This is a genomic window from Streptomyces sp. NPDC051677, from assembly GCF_044453465.1.
In the GTDB taxonomy this organism is placed as follows: Bacteria; Actinomycetota; Actinomycetes; order Streptomycetales; family Streptomycetaceae; genus Streptomyces.
The window spans coordinates 100,217-117,315 of the sequence record NZ_JBITCT010000033.1; the positions used below are offsets into that span (position 1 = coordinate 100,217).

The 17,099-nt window shown below is 69.2% G+C and carries 13 protein-coding genes; 3 read left to right on the plus strand and 10 right to left on the minus strand.

The features are described from left to right. Position 1: 1 nt before the first annotated feature. Complete coding sequence (locus tag ACIBAF_RS32295) at positions 2–928, minus strand: carbohydrate ABC transporter permease (RefSeq protein ID WP_399467720.1); 927 nt, start codon at positions 926–928, stop codon at positions 2–4. 290 nt (positions 929–1,218) lie between these two features. Between ACIBAF_RS32295 and ACIBAF_RS32300 the strand changes: the two genes are divergently transcribed. Both ACIBAF_RS32300 and ACIBAF_RS32305 read left to right on the plus strand, forming a co-directional pair. Further along, positions 1,219–2,232, plus strand: a complete 1,014-nt coding sequence (locus ACIBAF_RS32300; RefSeq protein ID WP_399467756.1) for a LacI family DNA-binding transcriptional regulator — start codon at positions 1,219–1,221, stop codon at positions 2,230–2,232. A gap of 473 nt (positions 2,233–2,705) precedes the next feature. Continuing rightward, positions 2,706–3,557 carry a hypothetical protein gene (locus ACIBAF_RS32305; protein ID WP_399467721.1) on the plus strand — a complete coding sequence of 284 codons (852 nt, stop codon included), beginning with the start codon at positions 2,706–2,708 and terminating at the stop codon, positions 3,555–3,557. An 11-nt stretch (positions 3,558–3,568) separates the two neighbouring features. On the opposite strand, the gene ACIBAF_RS32310 is transcribed toward ACIBAF_RS32305, so the two are convergent. From ACIBAF_RS32310 to ACIBAF_RS32350, 9 genes are read right to left on the minus strand one after another with little or no spacing between them, the layout of a single operon-like run. Continuing rightward, entirely contained in the window at positions 3,569–6,079 is a 2,511-nt protein-coding gene (locus ACIBAF_RS32310) for a glycosyl hydrolase 2 galactose-binding domain-containing protein (protein WP_399467722.1), read from the minus strand. Then, positions 6,066–7,100 carry a DUF1839 family protein gene (locus ACIBAF_RS32315; RefSeq protein ID WP_399467723.1) on the minus strand — a complete coding sequence of 345 codons (1,035 nt, stop codon included), beginning with the start codon at positions 7,098–7,100 and terminating at the stop codon, positions 6,066–6,068. The genes ACIBAF_RS32310 and ACIBAF_RS32315 overlap by 14 nt, the downstream gene beginning before the upstream one ends. After that, positions 7,064–7,996, minus strand: a complete 933-nt coding sequence (locus ACIBAF_RS32320) for a hypothetical protein (protein WP_399467724.1) — start codon at positions 7,994–7,996, stop codon at positions 7,064–7,066. The genes ACIBAF_RS32315 and ACIBAF_RS32320 overlap by 37 nt, the downstream gene beginning before the upstream one ends. Continuing rightward, positions 7,996–9,138, minus strand: a complete 1,143-nt coding sequence (locus ACIBAF_RS32325; protein ID WP_399467725.1) for an acyl-CoA dehydrogenase family protein — start codon at positions 9,136–9,138, stop codon at positions 7,996–7,998. Before ACIBAF_RS32325 ends, ACIBAF_RS32320 begins: the two co-directional genes overlap by 1 nt. After that, positions 9,135–9,410, minus strand: a complete 276-nt coding sequence (locus ACIBAF_RS32330; RefSeq protein WP_399467726.1) for an acyl carrier protein — start codon at positions 9,408–9,410, stop codon at positions 9,135–9,137. Before ACIBAF_RS32330 ends, ACIBAF_RS32325 begins: the two co-directional genes overlap by 4 nt. Next, positions 9,407–11,236, minus strand: a complete 1,830-nt coding sequence (locus ACIBAF_RS32335; protein WP_399467727.1) for a carbamoyltransferase — start codon at positions 11,234–11,236, stop codon at positions 9,407–9,409. The genes ACIBAF_RS32330 and ACIBAF_RS32335 overlap by 4 nt, the downstream gene beginning before the upstream one ends. Beyond that, the gene (locus ACIBAF_RS32340; RefSeq protein WP_399467728.1) at positions 11,233–12,177 is read right to left on the minus strand and encodes a hypothetical protein; all 945 of its coding nucleotides are present in this window, start codon (positions 12,175–12,177) and stop codon (positions 11,233–11,235) included. The genes ACIBAF_RS32335 and ACIBAF_RS32340 overlap by 4 nt, the downstream gene beginning before the upstream one ends. Further along, positions 12,174–12,449 (minus strand): phosphopantetheine-binding protein, encoded by a 276-nt coding sequence (locus tag ACIBAF_RS32345; RefSeq protein ID WP_399467729.1) that lies wholly within the window; start codon positions 12,447–12,449, stop codon positions 12,174–12,176. The genes ACIBAF_RS32340 and ACIBAF_RS32345 overlap by 4 nt, the downstream gene beginning before the upstream one ends. 7 nt (positions 12,450–12,456) lie before the next feature. Beyond that, the gene (locus ACIBAF_RS32350) at positions 12,457–14,799 is read right to left on the minus strand and encodes a WD40 repeat domain-containing protein (RefSeq protein ID WP_399467730.1); all 2,343 of its coding nucleotides are present in this window, start codon (positions 14,797–14,799) and stop codon (positions 12,457–12,459) included. Between the two features lie 230 nt (positions 14,800–15,029). Here ACIBAF_RS32350 and ACIBAF_RS32355 point away from each other — a divergent pair, with 230 nt between their 5' ends. After that, positions 15,030–17,075, plus strand: coding sequence for an AAA family ATPase (locus tag ACIBAF_RS32355; protein WP_399467731.1), 2,046 nt, complete (start codon positions 15,030–15,032; stop codon positions 17,073–17,075). Positions 17,076–17,099: the final 24 nt, after the last annotated feature.

Here is a 17,099-nt window from a genome sequence, read left to right on the forward strand (position 1 = left end):
GTCACGCTCCCTTGCGCATGCCGCGCAGCTGGACGGCGTAGGCGACGATCATCGTGATGACGCCCATGATGATGGCGACCGTCGCGGAGTAGTTGTGCTGCTGGCCGTTGAAGGACAGCGAGTACGTGTAGAAGTTCGGCGTGTAGTCCGTGGTGATGGCGTTCAACGCCAGCGGACGCAGGATGCTCGGCTCGTTGAAGAGCTGGAAGCTGCCGATGATCGAGAAGATCGTCGCGATGACGATCGCGCCCCGGATCGCGGGCAGCTTGATCGAGCTGATGATCCGCCACTGACCGGCGCCGTCGATCTCCGCCGCCTCGTACAGCGAGGTCGGGATGACCCGCAGCGCCGAGTAGAAGATCAGCATGTTGTACCCGACGAACTCCCAGGTCACGATGTTGCCGATGGAGGCGAGCACCCAGTCGGGGGAGAGCAGGTTGGGCAGTGTCGTGCCGAACGCGGAGTTGATGTCGCCCACCAGGCCGTACTTCGTGCCGTACATGAAGCCCCACATCAGGGTGGCGACCACGGCGGGCACGGCGTACGGCAGGAAGATCGTGATGCGGAAGAAGCTCTTGCCGTAGAGCCGGCCGCTGTCCAGAGCCAGCGCCACCAGCAGGGCGATGCCCAGCATGATCGGCACCTGGACCGCCAGGAAGAGCGCCACCCGGCCCACGGCCGACCAGAACTGGCCGTCCTGCAGGGCCTGCGTGTAGTTGTCCAGGCCGACGAACTGATTGCCGCCGATCAGCTTGTTCCGGAAGAGGCTCAGGTAGATCGAGTATCCGATCGGCGCCAGGAAGACCAGCGCGAACACCGCCACGAAGGGGCCTATGAAACCCCACCCCGTCCAGGAGCGGCGGTCCCGTTTCGCCGGAGGAGGTGCCGGCCGCGGCTCGGCGGCCACCGGCGGTTGCAGCGTCGTCATGTCGTTCCTCGCTCGTCCAGTCCTGGAACCGGCGGTGTTGCGCGGAGATTTCCGAGCACCCCACCGCCATCATGATGTTTGCGTAAACATCGGCCACGCAAGAGGCTGGGCAAGCTGTTATGTTTACGTAAACATCTGATGGCGGCATGTCTACACTGCCCCGATAACGATGGTCAAGGGTCCTCTGAAGAGACCGTGGCACCTGCGCCGACAGAGAGGTGGGACACTGAGTGGACATGGCTGAAAGAACACCGGCGAGGGTGCCGAGACGCCCCCGGGCCACGGCCTCGATGGCGGACGTCGCACGGCTCGCGGGGGTGTCCTCGCAGACCGTCTCGCGGGTCTCCAACGGTTACGCGGGCGTGAACGAGGAGACCCGGCAGCAGGTGCTCGCGGCCATGAAGGAACTCGGCTACCGGCCCAACAGCGCCGCGCGCGCCCTCAAGCGCGGGGAGTTCCGCACCATCGGCGTCATCACGTTCACGCTGTCCACCACCGGCAACGTGCGCACCCTGGAGGCGATCGCCACCTCGGCGGCCGCCGAGGGGTACGCGGTGACGCTGCTGCCGGTGGCCGTGCCCACCAGCGACGAGGTGCGCGGCGCGTTCTCCCGGCTGGAGGAACTGGCCGTCGACGCGGTGATCGTCATCATGGAGGTGCACCTGCTGGACGCGGCGACCGTCAAACTGCCGCCGCACGTCCAGGTCGTGGTCGTGGACTCCGACGCCGGCGACCACTACACCGTCGTCGACACCGACCAGGCCGGCGGCACCCGCACCGCCGTCCAGCATCTCCTCGACCTCGGCCACCGGACCGTCTGGCACCTGGGCGGTCCCGAGGGCTCGTTCGCCGCGCAACGCCGCGCGGACGCCTGGCGGGCCGCCCTCACCGAGGCCGGCCGCACCGCACCGCCCCTCGTCCGCGGCGACTGGTCGGCCGAGTCCGGCTACCGGGCCGGCCTCGACCTCGCCGCCCGCGATGAGTGCACGGCCGTCTTCGCGGCCAACGACCAGATGGCCCTGGGCCTGCTGCGCGCCCTGCACGAACGAGGCCGCCGGGTGCCGGAGGACGTCAGCGTCATCGGCTTCGACGACATCCCCGAGGCGAGCTCCTTCCTCCCCCCGCTCACCACCCTGCACCAGGACTTCGCCGAGGTGGGCCGCCTCTGCGTCCAGGCCGTACTGCGCAAGATGCGCCCCGACGGCTCGGAACACGGAACGACGCTCGTGCCGACGCGCCTGGTGCTGCGGGACAGCACGGCGCCGCCGCCCGGGGCCCGTCAGAGCCTGTCCGGCGGATCATGACGCAGACGCGGGGGAATGCAGACCCTCCTCCGCCTCGCAGTCGGTCGCACCCTGCCCCGCTCACCGGCGCTGATCAGGCCGCTGCCTCTCTGCGACTTGATCCGCCGGTCTCCGTGCGCAGACGCGGTGACGCTCCGAGGCCGACGCGCTGATCCGCACGCCGGACCTGTGCCGTCAACGTGCCCGCCAGGTGCTCTGCGGTCGCCATACGGCGGTGCGCCGGTGCCCCGTGGTCCGGGCGGCGCCACCACCGCGCCGGTCCACCCCGCTGGACTGGCGAGCCCGGGACAGAGCGGCTCGGGCGGTATGGCGGCCGGCGCCCGAGCCGTGGCGGCGTCGGGAACCGCGACGCATGTGCCCTTGCCTCCTTCGGTGCTCTCATCGACAGCTGGACCGACGCCCCTCGGGTTCGACGGTCCCGAGACGGCTGCGATCAGCCACACTGAGGAGACTCTGCGGCAGAGAGGGCAGGCATGGCGGCTTTGACAGGCGTACACGGCATCGGTCTGCACCATCGTGGTCGGCATCAGCTCCTGAGCACCTGGGAGCCCGCACTGGCCGACGGTTTGGAGCGCGCCGTCGGGCGGCGCATGGAACGCCCGGAACTGGACCTTGCGTTCTACGGCGACCTCTACCTGCCCGATGGAGGCGACCGTCTCAAGTCCGGGCGGGGGCCTGTTCAGCCGGACCTCGACGACCTGGCCGAGGGAGAGCTCGACGAAGTGAGCGCCTGGTTGTCCGAGGCGACGGGTCCGCAGGACGGCCTGGCCGAGACCGCCGGCGGGGAGAAGGGCTACACGCGCGTTCCCCGCCCACTGCAACAGCTGCTCAGGGCCTTCGACCGGCGCTTCGGGGCGGCGGCCGCCGTGCTGTACATCGGGGTGCTGCGACAGGTACGCAGGTACCTCACCGATACGGAGCTGAAAGCGTCCGTCGACGCTCGTGTACGTGAGGCCGTGGCCGACGACTGCCGTGTACTGGTCGGGCACTCACTCGGCTCGGTCGTCGCCTACGAGTACCTCCGGCAGAACCCCGGGCACGGAATATCGACGTTGGTGACGGTGGGATCGCCGCTCGGCCTGCGCATGGTGCGGGACCGCATTGCTGTACATGCTCTCGACGTGCCGGTGTGGGCGGCAGTGCGCGACCTGCGCGATCCGGTGGCCTGCGCCGGACCGTTACGGGCGTGGTGGCCGCAGATCCGCAACGGTGACGAGCCGGAAGTGGACAACGGTGGTGATGCGCACGCGGCGGAGCGGTACCTCAGCCGTGGGGCGACGGGCGGCCTCTTGCTGCGCGGTCTGCCGGGTCTCGTGGGCGGCTGACGTGCCCCGTGTCAGGCGCCGCGGTACGCGTCCGCCGACCCGGCCGACGTGGGGTGCACGTTGAGTGCGCGGACAACGGCGGCGGGCGGCACCGTGTCGTTCGGTTCCTCGGGGGTGAGACGCAGCGATCGCGTCGTCCCTGGGGCCATGTGGAACCACGAGTCCTCGGCACGGTAGCCGGGCGCGGACACGACGACCCACTGGGCCAGTTCGTCGGCTGTGACAGCGATGTGCCAGCTGCCTGCGGCGTACCGCACCGTGCCACGCAGTCCGCCTCGGCGGGCAGGCAGCGCTCGGCTGTCCAGCAGGACCACTTGTTCGGTCACCGGGCTGCCGTCGGCGGCGGTGAAAGCCAGGTGCAGCACTTCACGGGTCCGGGGTCCGAACCGGTAGGCGTGGTTGACATCGGTGAAGACGCCCAGAAACCGGTCCAGGTCGACCTCCGTCGCACCGCGTGCGGCCACGGACAACGCGGCGTGACGGTCGTCCAGCAGCGTTCCCTGGGCGGTCCAGGCCCTGACCGTGAGGTTGCCGACCAACGGGGTGGCAGCATCGTTCACCACGGTCACGGTCGTTCCGTTCAGGCCCTCGTCGTGTACCAGGATCGCGGTGGGCGCCAGCACACGGCGCAAGGCGTACCACGGGGCCTTGGGGCGGCCATACGCGTCGACCAGCCCCCAGCCGGCCCCCGGGAGCAGATCGCGCAGCGCCAGCACGACGGCGCCGGAACAGGGGTCGGAGGGGCGCCGCCACTGGCTCAGGACCTCGGTCATGGCGGTGCACACAGCGGCCCGTCCCAGATCGAGATAGCGCTCGGGATCCGTGCGGCGTACCTGGGCGGGGTCGACGCCCAACAACGTTCTGACGTAGTGATCCCGGACGTCTTCGAAGTCCCATGAAGCCGTCCGGTCCCGGGGAACGGCGACCTTCCACTCGGGGTGATGGCCGGCGACGTACGCCCCGCCGAAAGCACGCAGAACGCTCTCCTCCTCGGGCGGGATGCTGAACGCGAGGCACTCGGCGGCGAAGCGGACACCCGCGACACGGAGGTCGGACAGCGGGCGCAGATACGCGCCGACGCCGAAGTAGTGGGCGATGCCTTCCCTGGGATGTGGGGGGAAACCTCCGCCCATGGGGGTCGAGGTGACGTACGGAACGTCCAACGGGCCGGCCCGGAGCACGTTCGGAATGATCTCGGTGACGGCGCGCACGTCCCAGCTGCCGCGCGGAAGCCCCAAAAGGATCGGCTGCTGCTCGGTCTCGTTCCCCCCGCTGACGACGGCGGTGCTGGGTCTGCCGCCCAGTCTTTCCGCGAGTTCCGACACCTCCGCCGCGAGTTCTTCCGCGAAGCCGTCGTCGTCCGGGGGGTCCAGGGTGGCCAGCATGCAGTCCTGCCAGACCAGCATGCCGAGTTCGTCGCAGGCGTCGTGGAAGGCGGCATCCTCGTAGAGCGTGCCGCCCACCAGCCGGATCAGATTGAATCCCGCTTCCCGGGCCTGGAGGACGCACTCGGCGGCCGCCTCGGGCGAGGCCTGCACCGACAAGGGATCCGGGGGCATCCAACACGTACCCGCGACGAAGACCGGCACGTCGTTCACCCGCAGTCCGAACGCACCGTCGCCCTGCCGCGCTTCAACGGTACGGAAGCCGACCCTGCCCAGGAGGATGCGCACACCGTCGGTCTCGACCTCGACCGGATAGAGGGGCTGATCACCGTGCGAATGCGGCCACCACCGCCGCACTTTGGGCAGGCTCACGCTCACCGTGTGGTGCGTGGGCGAGGCCGCTTCGCAGTCCACCACGACGTCCTCCACGTGCACACGGCTACGGGAGGCGGCCGTGGGGACGGCGAACCAGACGTCCGCATCCAGGATTCCGGTGCTCCCCTCCAGACGAGTCCTCAGTCTTCGTCTCACCACGACAGGCCGATCCAGAGGAGCCAGAGTCAGCGGCCGCCAGGGCCCCACCACCGCGACCCCGCCCGGCCATCCCGGAGCGCGGCCGAGCAACGAGGTACGCAGGTGCCGCCATGCCTGGTGGGTGACGAGTGGGGACTTCCACCGCGGTCGCGGATGGCGGCGGCCCGCCACCACGGGCGTGGTGGCGGCGCACCGGACGACGACCTCGGTGGGCCCGGCCAGGCCATCGAGGCGCACGCCCACGGATCGGAACATGTTCCGGCTGTGTGCGACATGCCGTCCCGCGACCCACACGTCGGCGATGGTCGCCAAGCCGTGCAGGGCGAGCCACCAACGCGCCGGCCGCGAGTCGAGATCGACGACGCACCGCCACCACCAGTCCTGGCCGTCGTAGTCCTCCGCCCTGGCTCTCTGTTCGCCGTAGGCGCGGCGGACGGCGTCCGCCGCGGTGCCCGGGACCCGAGCAGGGATCCACCCGGCCCCTCGGGGCAGTGAGTCCGGGCCCTCGACCGCGCCTGGTGCGGTGCCGAGCAGAGTCCATCGAGCAGGTGCGAGGAGGTCCGGGGCCGGGCCGAACCGGGCCGAGGGATCAGCCGGTGACATCGGCGCGCTCCTCGGCCGGATGCCGGGACCAGACAGCCATGTGCGCGGTTCCCTCCGCCCATGCTTCGGCGACCGCGTCCAGCACACCGTGGACGTCGCGTGTGCCGCGTCGCCCTGCACGCGCCAACTTGAACTGCGCGCTCTTGGCCGCGGCGGCTGCTGCGGCGAACGCCGCCGCTGCCGGGGACAGTCGGCCGGCCCCACGGTCGGCCAGCCAGGTGAGCGCCGAGGCGGCCAGCTCCGCAGTGGCGCCGCACTGCCGAAGACTGCCGAACGCGTACTGGTGGAAGGTGGCGATTCCCTGCCGGGCGAGCCACTGGGCATCGGCCTCTACGCGCCGGGCGAGCCGGACCACCGGGTTGTCGGCGGGCCGCCGGCCGATGTGCTCCCGTGCGAGATGCTGGGCGCACGTGGTCAGGTCGGCGTCACGGCGCACCAGACGATCCAACGTCACAACCTCGGCGTAGGGCGGCAGCATCCAGCGGGAGTCGACGGCGCCGCCCTGCAGAACGGCGTCGCAATCGGCGCCGGACAGCTCCCAGTAGCCCGTTCCGTGAAAGTACGCCAGCCGCCGTCCCGCAATGTCCACAGCGTTGGGAACGATCGTGGACTTCGTGTGCGTGCGTCGATAGGCGGTGCCCGCCGTGTCCGGGAGGAAGAACGCGTCGGCCTCCACGGCGACGAGCCGGCCCGCGGCGAGATGCTCCTCGACGTGTCTGCCCAGCGGGCGCCAGACGTTGAACTCCTCCACATGGAGGCCGTAGAGCCGCCTGAGGTCCTCGATCGGGAATTTCAGAAAACGCCATTGATCGCCGATGAAGTCCGCGGACAGGGCACAGACCGCCGCCGGAGTCGGGTCCAGCCCCAGCGAGTGGATGACCTCGATCCAGACGTCGAGACTGCAGTTGGTCTCCGTCCACACGCGGTCGGGACTGTGCAGGGAATGCCGGGCGTAGGTCTCAGTGCGCAGGGAGATCACCGGTTTCACAGAAACAGCGCCTTCCGCACGGATACGGGCCATCGCACGGGATCCATGCCGTGCGTGCCGAACAGGGCCAGTGTCAGCCGCTCCAGCCCGAAGCCCACGCACGCGGTGTGCGCGGGGGCGCCACCGCTGCTGATTCCGAAGGAGACCCCGAAGTGGTCGCCGTGGTGATTGCAGGAAGCCACCGCCCACGACGTCGGCTTTCCCTCGGTCCCGGTGGCGGGGACCGGTACGACCAGCTCTGTTTTGGCGCCCGCGTCTCGTTGGTTGGCCGCGAGCAGTCGTCCCGCGCGTCCGAAGAAGGGGTCGCTGGCAGCCGAGGGCGAGGCGGCCAGACCGATCTCCCGCAGCAGTTCCACACCGCGCGCCCGCCACGTGTCGAGATGGGTACGCGCCCCTGCGGCATCGCCCAGATACACGTACTCACGCTGGCGGAATGTCTGCATGCGGAAAGGATCGGAGGACGGTTCCCGCCGGAAACACTGTGCGAGCACGTCGAGGACCCGTCCTCCCGCGGGCAGGGCGCCTCGCTGCAGGGCGTACACCGGCTGGCAGGCGGCGGGTACGAGCACCAGGTCGGAGGGACCCAAGGACGCCGTCCACCCGTCCTGCTCGGCCTCGTCCGCGGCGTCAGCCGACGACGAGCGGCACCATTGCTCGCTCCCGCGGAACGTGAACACCGCGCCGCCGAGGTGGGGAAAGGAGACCGGATATCCCGTTCTCGCGAAGTCTGCAGCAGGGTAGACGGGTGGCAGGCGCACGCTGGTCGCCCGCTGATCGGCGCCCCGCTCGGTTATGGCCTGCTGGACGCCTTCCACGATCGCCTCGAAGGCGGAGCCGTGGCCGTACACCCCGTCGGCGCCCAACGGCAGCAGGTGCCCGCTGCTCACCAGGTCCGTGAGGAAGGCCGAAGACGACGTGTCGTCCGCCATCACGCCTCCCCGGCGGCCAGCATGAGCAGGGCGGTGTTGGCGGCTATGCGGTCGTTGTTCACCATCACCAGACCGCCGTACGCATCACGCAGCAGGCGTCCCATCGAATAGGGCCCGTCGTTCGCGTAGCCGGCCATACCGGTGACGACCAACGCGCCATGGACGACGTCCACCGCCAGCTCGGATGCCGAGATCTTCACTTGGTTCGAGGCCGCGACGGAACGAGGTTCCGCCAGTTCCTCCGCCAGAGTCTCGTCGACACGGTGTGCCTCGGAACGGACCAGAACGGCCAGGCGCTGGTGTTGTCGCGCTACCTCGACCAGACGGTACCCACCCGGCGGAAGGGCGCCGGACGAGCGTCGCGCGCTCTCCCGGACGAAACGTCTGGCCTTGTCGAGGGCCTGTGTGGCGAGGCCCAACCACACGCAGGCCCACAGCACATGGGATAGCGGCAACATGGTCCGCGCCAGGATGTCCCCGAACCTGTCCTCCAGGACGTGGTCGAAGGGGCCATGACCGCGCAACCTGTACGGCGGTCCGCACGTACCTCGGAAGCCGAGAGTGTCCCAGACACCGGTCTGCCGCAGTTCGGGCCGTCGGCACAGAACGAGGACCTGGTCCGTGGGCGAGTCCGACGATCGGGCCGCCGTGACGAGGACGGCATCGGCGTCGGCGCCGTACGAGATCACCGGGACGCCCTTGTCCAACCGGAAGCCCTCGGCTCGGCGTTCCAGCACGCATCTGCTGGACGAGGCGTCTCCGCCCGTTCCCGTCTCCGACGTCGCGGACGCGATCAGGAGCTGCCGCTCCGCCGTCTCCTGGAGGAAGCGGCGCAGGGCTGCGCTGCGTGCGTGCCGAACGAGGCAAGCGACCTGGATCTGATGCATGGCGTAGATCAGCGCGGTGGAGGCGCACTGCTGCGCCAGCGCCTCGACAGCTCCGCCGATCTGCGCCACTCCGGCGCCCTCACCGCCCAGGTCCACCGGCACCATGGCGGACAGCAGGCGCGCCTCGCGCAGGCCTGCCAGGGCCTCGGAGGGCAGACGTGCGTGACGGTCGACGTCGGCGGCGGCCGGTCCCGCCCATGTCCGCGCCACGAACGCCGCCCGCTCGACGACGTCGGGTCGGGAGGGCGCCGTCACAGAACGCCTGCCGAGCGCATCTCGTTCACAGCGGCACGCATGGCCCGGACACTGGCGAACGTGCTCTTGCGCAGCAGATGGTCGGCGAACTCGATGTCGAAGGCGTTCTCCAGCGCCAGCATCACGGTGACGCTGGCAAGCGACGTCATCCCCCGCTCGTACAGGTCGTCGGAGTCGGCGAGTGCGTCCACCGGCACTGCGAGACGCGCGTGTTCCTGGAGTACATGCCGGATGACCGCGTCGTCGTCCGGCGCGGCTGCGCTCTGCGTCACGACGTGCTCTCCCCTCTCGGATCGAGGTGTGTCTGCGGCCGCAGAACGTCGTTCCACGGGGTGAAGGAGAGCGCACGTTGCCGCCGCTGTCGGGTTCGGACCGGTACCGCTCTGTCGGGTTTACGGATCAGCAGGTCGTCCATGACGAGGACGTCCAGTTCGCTGCGGCCAAACGTCTCGAGGGCGTCGCCGCGAGACAGGACCATGGGGCGACCCGCGACATTGAAGGAGGTGTTCACCAGGCACGGCACCCCGGTCAGGTCATGGAAGGCCCGCAGGATCGCGTGGAACAGTTCCTGCTGCGCGTGGACCACCTGTGGCCGCGTCGTTCCGTCGACGTGAACACCGGCCGGCACACCGACCCGCATGGATTCGCGCACGGGTACCGCGACCAGCATGAAGGCGGAGGGCGCGGGAGCCTGCCCCTCGAAGTACTGTCCCCAGTGCTCCGCGGGGACCGCGAGCGCCAAGGGGCGCCAGCTCTCCCGCCCCTTGAGTTCGTTCACCCGTGTCAGGGCGTCTCTGCGGCGCGGATCGCACAGGATGCTGCGTGCTCCCAGGGCCCGTTGTCCGATTTCCGCACGGCCCTGCCACAAGGCGACCACCAGCCCGTCGGCGAGGTGCTGCGCCGTCTGCTGCGCCAGGCGTTCTGGCGCGCACTGCTCCACCTTCCACTTCGACAGTCCGGTCCGCTCCTCGGGGCGGAGGGCGTCGGACCGCGGCGCCCAGAAGGCGTGGCGCATCCTTTCGGGCGGCCGCCACCGAGGACCCCGCAGTTCCCGGTCCGCGAGGAGGGCGGCGCCCAGGCTGACACCGGCGTCGTGGGGCACCGGGGGTATCCACAGGTCGCCGAACAGCCCGGACCTGCTCAGCCGGCCATTCGCGGCGCAGTTCAACGCGACTCCACCGGCCAGCGCCAGCGTGTCCGCCCCGGTGGTGCGTCGTGCCGCGCGAGCCAGGGCGATGAGGGCCTCCTCCAGTGCGTCCTGGACGGATGCCGCGAAGTCGGAGTACGCCATGACGTCGGCGACCTGGGCTTCACGGAAGGGGAAGTTGGCCGTCCGGAAATGCGCCCGCAGGCGGCTCCTGCTCAGCGCGTAGTGCATCCGTACCGGTGCTTCGGCGGGCGGTGCGGCGCTGATGGCGTAGTCGTCGGCCCCGACGACCAGGGGTACGGACTGCCGGGGGCGTCCGTAGGCGGCCAGTCCCATCAGCTTGCCCGCCCCCCAGACCGTGAGACCGGCCCACTCCGCTGCCCAGCCGTAGAAATGGCCGAGTGAGTCCCGGGTACCCCAGGACTTGACCACTTCGATGCCGTCAGGAGTGCCCACCGCCAGCGTCGTTGCTGCCGACTCCCCGCGGCCGTCCGCCACGATGATGGCGGCCGACGGCACGCCACTGGTGTAAAAGGCGCTGGCCGCGTGGGCGAGATGGTGGTCGAAGCAGCGGACGGGCACGGACCGGGCCCGGTCGGCGCTCGCCGGGCCCAACAGCCAGGACCTGAAGCGGTCTTCGTCGAAATCTGCCCCCTCCGTCGCGGACAGCCTCGGCACGTCCCACCCCACGGCGATCATGTCGAGCGAGTCCGGGTGGAGGCCCGCGTCCGCCAGACAGGAGTGGACGGCCTCGCTGGGGGACTCACCAGGCGCGTAGCGGTTCCGACTCAGCCTCTCCTGCTCGACCATCGAGACGAGGGTCCCGTCGCGAAGCAGTGCTGCCGACCCGTCGTGGGGCCCGGAGTTCACACCGAGGACATGGACGGGGCGCTGCGTGAGGCCCGCGAGATCGGCCGACGCGGCCTCTGGCCCAGGGCAGCCCTCGCTCATCCGAGGACCGTCCTCGCAGCGGACGACTCCTTCTCGGCGAGATGCTGCAGCATCCCGATCAGCCGCCCGCGGTGACTGGACCGCGCTGAGCCTTCGTGCTCGGCGAGCATGTGCAGCCAGTACCAGGCGTCGGTCAGCTCCGTGAGGCACTCAGCCATCGAGCCGGCCGCCCGGACGCCATGAGCATGCAGGTACTCGAAGAACCGACTCGCCTGGTAACGCTCCCCGGCCACCCGACACACATCGATACGGCCGTCGGTCTCCCGCGCCCATGCCGTATACGCCCTCAGCGCCTCTTGCGAACGTTCGTGGGTGCTCCGTAGGTGAGCACGGACCAGAGTCAGCAACTGGGCGGGCGACCCCCCTCGATCGGGGCCGCGCATGAGGGCGTAGAGCTTGTACGGTTCGGCCCGCCCTTCACACGGGGCTGCTCGCATCCGTTCGTAGCTCGGTGCGGGTAGGGCGATCACGTGCCTGCCCAGGTTCACGTCGACGACGCGGACCCACTCGGGCCCCCGTTCGACCACCAGAACGGCGTGGACGACATGCTTCGAGCCGGTCTCGCCACCGGGTGCAGGAGAAGGCAGGTGAAACGCGTCGACCTCCGTGAGGAACGGCACGCCCCTTGCCGCCAGGCCGAGCTCTCTTGACCTGGCGGCCGCCGCGTCGGCGAACGTCTCGATGGCCACGACGATGCCGGTAGCCTCGGCCAGGAGGTCGTTCCACGTCATGGAGCCGAAGAGCACCGCCCCTCCGCGCCACCGCACTCCCCAGGCGAGACCGAGCCTCTCCCAGTACCCCGGGTGCCCCCGCAAGGCAAGCACGTTGGCGATCAGCTGCCAGTGGCAGGTGGCGATCGGCGTGGTCTCGGTGTACGGCAGGTCGAGCACGCCTTCGGCCTCAACCGTTCCGCCGAGCCGGAGTTCTTCGCGACCGCTCACGACTCACCACGCTCGAGGAGATCCCAGACCTCTTCACGCAGTCGTGTGACGGACAAGGAACGAGTGGCATTCGCCATCGTCTCCGCCGGCCACAGAAAGTCGAATTCCTCCTCCAGGTCCATCATCAGTGCCAGTGTTCGAAACGAGTCCAACCCCGCGTCGGCGAGGGTCGTTCCGTCGTCGGGAACATCCTGTCTGGCCAAAGCCGCCGTCAGCAGACGATGGAAAACGCGCTCGAACTGCGCCCGGGACAGTGATCCACCTTTTCTCATCTGCGGCTCAATTGGTCATCTCGTCGAACAATTGGTCCTGCAGGCTCACGGCCAGCACATGGCGACCGGTACCGATGGCCATCTGTCCCTCCTTCAAGTCCACTGAATAGCCCGGAGAGGTTTGGGGAATCGCAAGCGACCGCTGGGTGGCGACATCCCACAGCCGCACGGAGAGATCGTCACTTGCCGACGCGATGATCAGACGGTCCTGGAAGGTGTCCGCCGTAATGCCCCAGACGCCGTCGCTGTGTCGACTCAGCGTCGCCAACTGGCTGCCGGTGGTGTAGTTCCACACCCGGACCTCGCCGCTGGCGCTCGAGGCAGCCAGGACAGGCTGTCCGCGCAGTTCGCCGAACGCCACGTACCGCACGCCGCGCGCGTGGCCGTAGAGGCGCCGCAGATGCTGGCCGGTGCGCGCGTCCCAGATCCAGACGCTTCGGTCGGTGCTTGCGGCGGCGATGACGGTCCGGTCTGCGCGGGTGTCGCAGGCGACCCCCCAGATCCGCTCTTTGGACCCCTCCAGCACCAGCAGCGTCTCGCCGGTCGCCACGTCGTACACCCGGACGGTTCGATCACGGCTGCCGGAGAACGCGATGAGCCGGCCGTCGACGACTCCTGCGGCCACGCCCCAGACGCTTCGCGTATGCCCGTGCAGGGACCGGAAAGGCGCTCCGTCGCGCGCGTCCCACAGCCGGACCAGGCCGTCGTGGCCTCCGGAGGCCACGAGCGGACGGTCGCCGAACGAGAGGGCGGCCAGGGACAGTACGCCCCCTTCGTGCCCGGGCCATCGCATGAGCAGCTCTCCCGTGCCGGCGTCCCGCACGTGGATGGAACCGTCGAGCGACCCGGAGATCAGCGTGCGGCGTCCGTCCACGTCCGCGAAGGCGACACCGCGTACCGGGCCGGCGTGGGTGTCCTTCGCCAGGACCGTCGACTCGCTGTTGCCCCACAACCAGACGCTGCTGACCGCGTCGTCCGTGGGGGATTCGGGCGCGAGGCTCTCCCGGGTCGCCGGGTCCCAGACGCGGATGGAGCGATCAGCGCTCGCGGACACCAGGACGCTGCGGTCGTTGAGATCGGCGAAGGTGAGGGCGCGGATTCCGCCGAGGTGTCCGGCGAGGACGGCCAGCCGCTCGCCCGTGCGGCAGCTCCACAGTCGAATCGTCATGTCAGCACTGCCCGACGCGAAGACGGGTTCCCCGTCGACCGTGCCGAACGCCACGCACGTGGCGACGGCCTGGTGTTCGGTGAAGCGGTGGAGCTTCGCCCCGGTCACCGCGTCCCACAGCCAGACGGACTCGTCGGAGTTCGCGGTGGCGAGGACCGATCTGTCGTCGACGCTGCCGACGGCCACACCCAGGATGCTGCCCGTCGGGCCGGTGAGGCTCAGCAGGTTCTCCTGGCTGACGCGATGCCACACGCACACCGTGCGGTCCATGCCACCGGAGACCAGCGTCGGGACATCGCCGATGTCGGCCGAGGCGATACTCGCGACCGCGTCACGATGGGCCCGCAACTCCCTGATCAGGGAGCCCGTCATGACGTCCCACGTCCGCAGGAATCCGTCCTCGCTGCCGCAGGTGACAAGGGGACTGTCCCCGTCCGTGTCGAACGTCAGACAGGTCGGTGCGGAAGGCGCGGCGATGCGCCGGACCAGGTTGCCCGACGTCATGTCCCAGAGGCGGATCGTGGCGTCTGCGCCACAGGACACGATGTGGTGGATCCCGGCGAACCGGCCGATCCGAAGACCTCGGATCGCACCGTGGTGGGCCTTGAACGCGAGGGAGACCCCACCGGTCGTGCCGTCCCAGACCTGAATGTGATGGTCGAGCGTGGCAGTCGCGATCAGCGGGCGGCCCTCGACGGGTGCGACGGCCAGCGCGGACAGGTCCTGTGCGCCGATGCGCGGCCGGGCGGGATGCGCGGCTGGACGGCCCTGGGCGAACTGCAGTCGCCATGGCTGCAGTGTCTGGCTCAGGACGTCGGCGTGCCACTCCACCGTGGGCTCTTCACAGGCGCACTCAAGGGCCAGGTTCGCGATCCGCTGGGCGAATGTGCCGCCGACGCGGGACACGCCGAGTCGCATGTACGATCTGGCGATCCCGGCGCTGATGGGGTCACCGTGGGCGGCAATGGGAAACAACTGCGGAATAAGGCGTTCCGGCTCAGCGGCTCCGAGGAAACCTATGTCCCGCATCAAATCACCGAGAAGCTCACCGAACGATGCGTGCGTCGGCAGGTGCTGACGGATGTAGCTGTTGACCGTGAGCCAGCCGAGACTTCCCTGTCTTACATAGACGGCGAGTAACTCCGTGATGCGGCGCTGAACATCGCGCTCGGAGTCCACCATCCGCCGCCTCTCCACCGTAGGCGCGGCCGACGAATGAATCGGCAGCCACGCAGCAGCGACTGTTGCTCCGCCCGAGTGAGCATCGTACGATTCCTCGGCGTTGCCCATCAAGACATGGCGCCACCCAGGCTTCCGAGTGGCTGATGCCGGATGTTCGAGGCACGGTTGATCGAATATCGGGAGGACGTCCTATGGACCCGTCTCGTTGACTGGAGGTATGGCGCCGACTCATGACGGATATTGATCAAGAAGTCCTGCGGCGGCACTTTATCGCGATCACCACCGCTGCCTACGGGGATCCGGTGTGGCCCGCACTGCCCGGTGTGCGGGACGAAGTCGCCACCCTGAAGAAATGGCTGTGTTCGGGCGCCCTGGCTGAACGTCGATTCGAAGAGCGCTGGCCCGAGCTGGCAGGGGACCCGCCCGAGGCTGAGGTGCGGAGCCGGTTGACGTCGCTTGTCCGCGAACGCGCGTGGACCGACGCCGATGCCGCCGTCGTCTTCGTCTCCGGCCACGGCGTCCAGGCCAACGGCACGCACTACCTGGTCTTCAGCGACAGTGACAGCGACATGGTGTCGTCGACGGCGCTGCGTACCTCCGATCTCATCGCATGGCTCGCTGACACTCCCGTCCAGCACCTTCTCCTCATACTCGACGCGTGCTTCGCGGGCGAGGTCGCGGGCGACGCACTCAGACTGAGCAACGGGCTGGGCCGGCAGTGGCTGGTACTTCCCAGTGCCACACGCGACCAGCGGGCCGTGGAAGGCGCCTTGACCACCGCCATCGCACAGTTCCTGAAAGAGCTGCGCGAACCGGAAGGCCGACGCTACGGCGAGGGCCCTTACATCGATGTGGCCGACTTCCTCCAGGACGTGCAGAAGTTGCTGGGTGACGAGCAGTCACTCCATCCCTTGTACGGCAGCCGCCTCTCCGGACCGCACGTGTGTCTGCCCAACCCGCACCACAAACGTGAATCCGTTCTCGAACTGGACGCCCACCACCAGGAACTGGCCCTGCCGCGGGAGGATTTGGAAGCTCACTGGTCGCCCCGCTCACGGGGAGTGACCACCGAGGAGGAGCCGGGATGGCTGTTCACCGGGCGCCGTGCGCTGATGCGCAAGCTCATAGCGGCGGCCTCCGGCGAGCCCGGCGCGATGATCGTGACCGGCGGCGCGGGCAGCGGCAAGTCCGCCGCACTGTCACGGCTTGTCACCTTGAGCGACAAGCACTTCCTGGAGCGCTACGCCCATGAGGTCGAGCAGATCCCGGCCACTCTGCGGCCGCAGGTGGATGCCGTGGACGTTGCCGTCCTGGCCACCGGAAAACTGCACAGTCGAGTTCTCGCACAGATCTGCAAGGCGCTCCAAGTGCCCGTCGACAGCGCGACCGAGCCCACTGTCGACGAGCTGCTCACCGCCTGGCACGGTTGGCTCAAGACCCACGGCAGGCCCGTGACCATCGTCATCGACGCGCTCGATGAGGCAGCGGATCCGGAAACCCTGGTCCGGGAGGTCCTGGCCTCCCTTGAGCCCGATCCGGCCGCGCCGCAGCTGCGGCTGTTGGTGGGCGTTCGCTCGTTGGCCGCCACGGACGGCACGCGGACTGCCGGCACGGTGCAGCCCGAGGCGCAAGTGCTGGCAGATCTCACGGAGAAGCTGCTGGCCGCGAAGCGCGTGTCCGTGGACGAAGAGCCCTGGTGGGATCAGCGTGACGTGGTCTCCTACGTACACGGGATTCTTTTGCGAACCCCCGGTTCCCCCTATCCCGAGGCCGAGGCGGAGATCGCGTCCTCGGTCGCCCATGCGGTGGGCGAACGGGCCGGACGGTCGTTTCTCGTGGCGCGGATCACCGCCAAGTCATTGGCCGATCGCGGCAAAGTCGTTCTCGCCGACGACGAGACCTGGCTCAGGGCACTCAACGACGGGCTGGTCGGAGTCTTCCGGAACGACCTGCGCGACAGTCTGGGAAATCCGGCCGAGCGCCGCCGCGCCCTGGTCCTGATGCGCGCGGTCGCCTTCGCCTTGGGATCAGGCATTCCGTGGCGGGGGATCTGGCCCTTGATGGCGCACGCGGTGGACGACGACGGAGACCACTACGGTGACAGCGACATCGCCTGGCTGTTGGGCACGCGCCTGAGCGCCTACCTGGTCACCGACCGCAGTGACGGCACGACCGTCTACCGGCTCTTCCACGACCTCCTACGCACCACGCTCAAGCAACGCTGGCAGGATCTCCTCACCGACCGCGACGCCGCTGGCAAGGGCGTCGACGTGTAGTTCAGTGGTCGTCCGGCAGGCGGG